The 5,078-nt window shown below is 56.6% G+C and carries 1 tRNA gene and 3 rRNA genes; all 4 read left to right on the forward strand.

The window, feature by feature from the left end:
• The first annotated feature begins 14 nt into the window (after positions 1-14).
• The 4 genes from CV102_RS25520 to rrf all read left to right on the forward strand — a co-directional run bounded on the left by CV102_RS25520 (position 15) and on the right by rrf (position 5,065).
• Positions 15-1,487 (forward strand): 16S ribosomal RNA (locus CV102_RS25520).
• A gap of 143 nt (positions 1,488-1,630) precedes the next feature.
• Positions 1,631-1,702 (forward strand) — tRNA-Ala (locus CV102_RS25525).
• Between the two features lie 202 nt (positions 1,703-1,904).
• Positions 1,905-4,826: ribosomal RNA gene (locus CV102_RS25530) — 23S ribosomal RNA — on the forward strand.
• Between the two features lie 117 nt (positions 4,827-4,943).
• Positions 4,944-5,065 (forward strand): 5S ribosomal RNA (gene rrf, locus CV102_RS25535).
• The 16S, 23S and 5S rRNA genes sit together here with 1 tRNA gene alongside, the layout of an rRNA operon.
• Positions 5,066-5,078: the final 13 nt, after the last annotated feature.

Below are 5,078 nucleotides of genomic sequence, written 5' to 3' on the forward strand. Positions count from 1 at the left end.
GCCGGGGATAGAGCACTCCGGTTGATCCTGCCGGAGGCCATTGCTATTGGAGTCCGATTTAGCCATGCTAGTTGCACGGGTTTAGACCCGTAGCAGATAGCTCAGTAACACGTGGCCAAACTACCCTACAGAGCGCGATAACCTCGGGAAACTGAGGCTAATAGCGCATACAGCTCAACACCTGGAGTGGTGTGAGCTCGAAACGCTCCGGCGCTGTAGGATGTGGCTGCGGCCGATTAGGTAGACGGTGGGGTAACGGCCCACCGTGCCAGTAATCGGTACGGGTTGTGAGAGCAAGAGCCCGGAGACGGTATCTGAGACAAGATACCGGGCCCTACGGGGCGCAGCAGGCGCGAAACCTTTACACTGCACGCGAGTGCGATAAGGGGACTCCAAGTGCGAGGGCATAGAGCCCTCGCTTTTCGTGACCGTAAGGAGGTCACAGAATAAGTGCTGGGCAAGACCGGTGCCAGCCGCCGCGGTAATACCGGCAGCACAAGTGATGGCCGCTCTTATTGGGCCTAAAGCGTCCGTAGCTGGCCGCGCAAGTCCATCGGGAAATCTCTCCGCCTAACGGAGAGGCGTCCGACGGAAACTGCGTGGCTTGGGACCGGAAGATCCAGAGGGTACGTCCGGGGTAGGAGTGAAATCCTGTAATCCTGGACGGACCACCGGTGGCGAAAGCGCTCTGGAAAGACGGATCCGACGGTGAGGGACGAAAGCTCGGGTCACGAACCGGATTAGATACCCGGGTAGTCCGAGCTGTAAACGATGTCTGCTAGATGTGGCACAGGCTACGAGCCTGTGCTGTGTCGTAGGGAAGCCGTGAAGCAGACCGCCTGGGAAGTACGTCCGCAAGGATGAAACTTAAAGGAATTGGCGGGGGAGCACTACAACCGGAGGAGCCTGCGGTTTAATTGGACTCAACGCCGGACATCTCACCAGCATCGACAGTATGCAATGAAGGTCAGTGTGATGAGCTTACTGGAGCTACTGAGAGGAGGTGCATGGCCGCCGTCAGCTCGTACCGTGAGGCGTCCTGTTAAGTCAGGCAACGAGCGAGACCCGCACCCTTAATTGCCAGCAGCACCCTTGTGGTGGCTGGGTACATTAAGAGGACTGCCAGTGCCAAACTGGAGGAAGGAACGGGCAACGGTAGGTCAGTATGCCCCGAATGTGCTGGGCAACACGCGGGCTACAATGGTCGAGACAGTGGGATGCAACGCCGAAAGGCGACGCTAATCTCCGAAACTCGATCGTAGTTCGGATTGTGGGCTGAAACTCGCCCACATGAAGCTGGATTCGGTAGTAATCGCGCTTCAGAAGAGCGCGGTGAATACGTCCCTGCTCCTTGCACACACCGCCCGTCAAAGCACCCGAGTGAGGTCCGGATGAGGCCCCTGTATAGGGGTCGAATCTGGGCTTCGCAAGGGGGCTTAAGTCGTAACAAGGTAGCCGTAGGGGAATCTGCGGCTGGATCACCTCCACAGACCGGGACTGGGGCGTCGCCCCAGCCCACCTTCAACGCGGTTCCACGTTCGGTCGACCCATCATGGGCCGACTGGGCACCTTTGAACTATCAAGGCTAACATTACGCTCCCGTCCGGACTCGATCGAGTCCCGGCGGGGTGGGCCCATAGCTCAGTGGTAGAGTGCCTCCTTTGCAAGGAGGATGCCCAGGGTTCGAATCCCTGTGGGTCCATGTCTCGTACTGATCATCGAATCGTGCCCCTTAAGTGGGAGACGGCTCGATGATTGAGTACGACAGAACCGATGCACCAGCCCGCGTAAGTGTGGCTGGGAAGGGTTAATGCAGGCTTGCTGTCTACAAGCGTGCAGATGAGACCGTGTGTACGTGTAGTCCAGGCGTCCACTGGACCCGTTCCCGGGTCACTCTGATCCGACGAACGTGGCTACTGTGCCAGCTGGTGGATCGCTCGGCTTGAGAGCTGAAGAAGGACGTGCCAAGCTGCGAAAAGCCCAAGGGAGCCGCACGGAGGCTAAGAACTTGGGATCTCCGAATGGGAATCCCCACCGCAATTGCTTCGCGCAATGGGGAACGTCGAGAATTGAAACATCTTAGTATCGACAGGAAAAGAAAACGTAACGTGATGTCGTTAGTAATGGCGAATGAACGCGATGAAGTCCAAACCGAAGCCTTCACGGGCAATGTGGTGTTCGGACTGACTCTCATCAGCAGAAACTCAACAAGAAGTCTCCTGGAACGGAGCACGAAACAGGGTGACAGTCCCGTACTGTTGACGAGTATGCTGTGCGTCAGCTCCAGAGTAGCGGGGATTGGATATTCCTCGTGAATGTTGCAGGCATCGACTGCAAAGACTAAACACTCCTCAAGACCGATAGCGAACAAGTAGCGTGAGCGAACGCTGAAAAGCACCCCGAGAAGGGAGGTGCAATAGGGCGTGAAATCAGTTGGCGATAGAGCGACGGGGCATACAAGGTCCTGATCAAAACGAACGAGGTGCGAACCTCTAGTAGGACGATCAGGAAGCCGGTGTTCCGTCGTACGTTTTGAAAAACGAACCAGGGAGTATGCCTGTTTGACGAGTCTAACCCGATTATCGGGGAAGGCGTAGGGAAACCGACAGGGCCGCAGCACTTTGTGTGAGGGCCGCCGTGTTCAAGCGCGGGGAGTCAAACGGGCATTACCCGAAACTGGATGATCTAGGCGTGAGCAAGATGAAGCGTGCCGAAAGGCACGTGGAAGTCTGTTAGAGTTGGTGTCCTACAATACCCTCTCGTGACTTACGTCTAGGGGTGAAAGGCCCATCGAATTCAGAAACAGCTGGTTCCAACCGAAACATGTCGAAGCATGACCTCTGCTGAGGTAGTTCGTGAGGTAGAGCGACGGATTGGGGGACCGCACTCCGAGAGGAGTGCGCCCCCCTGTCCAACTCCAAACTTACGAACGCCGTTTGACGCAGGGAGTCCGGTGCGCGGGGTAAGCCTGTGTACCGTGAGGGAGACAACCCAGAGCTGGGTTAAGGTCCCCAAGTGTGGACTAAGTGCGATCGAAGGTGGTCTCAAGCCCTAGACAGCCGGGAGGTGAGCTTAGAAGCAGCTACCCTCTAAGAAAAGCGTAACAGCTTACCGGCCGAGGTTTGAGGCGCCCAAAATGATCGGGGCTCAAGTTCACCACCGAGACCTAGCAGCACCAGTTACATGGTGATCTCGTAGGTTGGCGTTCTGTTCGGGCGGAAGCACGGCTGAGAAGTCGTGTGGACCGTTCAGTAACGAAAATCCTGGTCATAGTAGCAGCGTTAGTCGGGTTCGAACCCCGACGGCCTAATGAGTAAGGGTTCCTCAGCAATGCTGATCAGCTGAGGGTTAGCCGGTCCTAAGTCAGCCCGTAAGTCGAAGCTGACAACAGGGAAATAGGTTAATATTCCTATGCCAGTGTGTACTCAAAGCCAACGCTTTGGGGCCGCCTCTGCCGGGCATTCGCCCGGTCGAACAGTCGAAATTCGTGGAAGCCGTAATGGCACGAAGCGAACGAATGGCTGGATAGCGCAAGAGAGGTCAACCTAGAGCCCGTGAAAAGGCGAACACACTGTCCGTACCGAGATCCGACACAGGTACTCATGGCGGCGAAAGCCAAGGTCTGTCGGGATCAACCGACGTTAGGGAATTCGGCAAGTTAGTCCCGTACCTTCGGAAGAAGGGATGCCTGCCTCGGAAAGAGGCAGGTCGCAGTGACTCGGGCGCTCCGACTGTCTAGTAACAACATAGGTGACCGCAAATCCGTAAGGACTCGTACGGTCACTGAATCCTGCCCAGTGCGGGTATCTGAACACCTCTTACAAGAGGACGAAGGACCCGTTAACGGCGGGGGTAACTATGACCCTCTTAAGGTAGCGTAGTACCTTGCCGCTTTAGTAGCGGCTTGCATGAATGGATCAACGAGAGCGCCACTGTCCCAACGTTGGGCCCGGTGAACTGTACTTTCCAGTGCGGAGTCTGGAGACCCCCAAGGGGAAGCGAAGACCCTATAGAGCTTTACTGCAGGCTGTCACTGAGACGTGGTCGCCATTGTGCAGCATAGGTAGGAGGCATTACACAGGTAGCCGCGCTAGCGGCCCACCGAGCCATCATTGAAATACTACCCGATGGTGACTGCGACTCTCACTCCGGGAGGAGGACACTGGTAGCCGGGCAGTTTGACTGGGGCGGTACGCGCTTGAAAAGATATCGAGCGCGCCCCAAGGTTTCCTCACCCGAGTCGGAGACTCGGGAAAGAGCGCAAGAGCATACGGAAGCCTGACAGTGTCCGGCACAACGACGGACGCTGACGCGAAAGCGTGGTCTAGCGAACCAATTAGGCTGCTTGATGCGGCCAATTGCTGACAGAAAAGCTACCTTAGGGATAACAGAGTCGTCACTCGCAAGAGCACATATCGACCGAGTGGCTTGCTACCTCGATGTCGGTTCCCTCCATCCTGCCCGTGCAGAAGCGGGCAAGGGTGAGGTTGTTCGCCTATTAAAGGAGGTCGTGAGCTGGGTTTAGACCGTCGTGAGACAGGTCGGCTGCTATCTATTGGGGGTGTTATGGTATCTGACGGGAACGTTCGTATAGTACGAGAGGAACTACGAATGGGTGCCACTAGTGTACCGGCTGTTCGAAAGAGCACGTGCCGGGCAGCTACGCACCACGGGGTAAGAGCTGAACGCATCTAAGCTCGAAACCCACCTGGAAAAGAGATACCACTGAGATCACTCGTAGAAGACGAGTTCGATAGACTCGGGGTGTACGTGCCAAGGCAACGAGGCATTGAGCCCGCGAGCACTAACCGATCGAGCCACACATTCATACCGCATTCGGATCAAGTACCCGGAAACGGGTCCGGACGCAAACTGGACTACACATACACACGGTTTCGCCACCGATACTGGTTTGACGACGGTTCGATTCCGTCGGTCGGCGTTACGGCGGCCACAGCGGCGGGGTTCCTCCCGTACCCATCCCGAACACGGAAGATAAGCCCGCCTGCGTTTCGGCGAGTACTGGAGTGCGCGAGCCTCTGGGAAATCCGATTCGCCGCCTCCACTCATACTTTCAT

Source organism: Natronococcus pandeyae, assembly GCF_008122205.1.
GTDB lineage: Archaea > Halobacteriota > Halobacteria > Halobacteriales > Natrialbaceae > Natronococcus > Natronococcus pandeyae.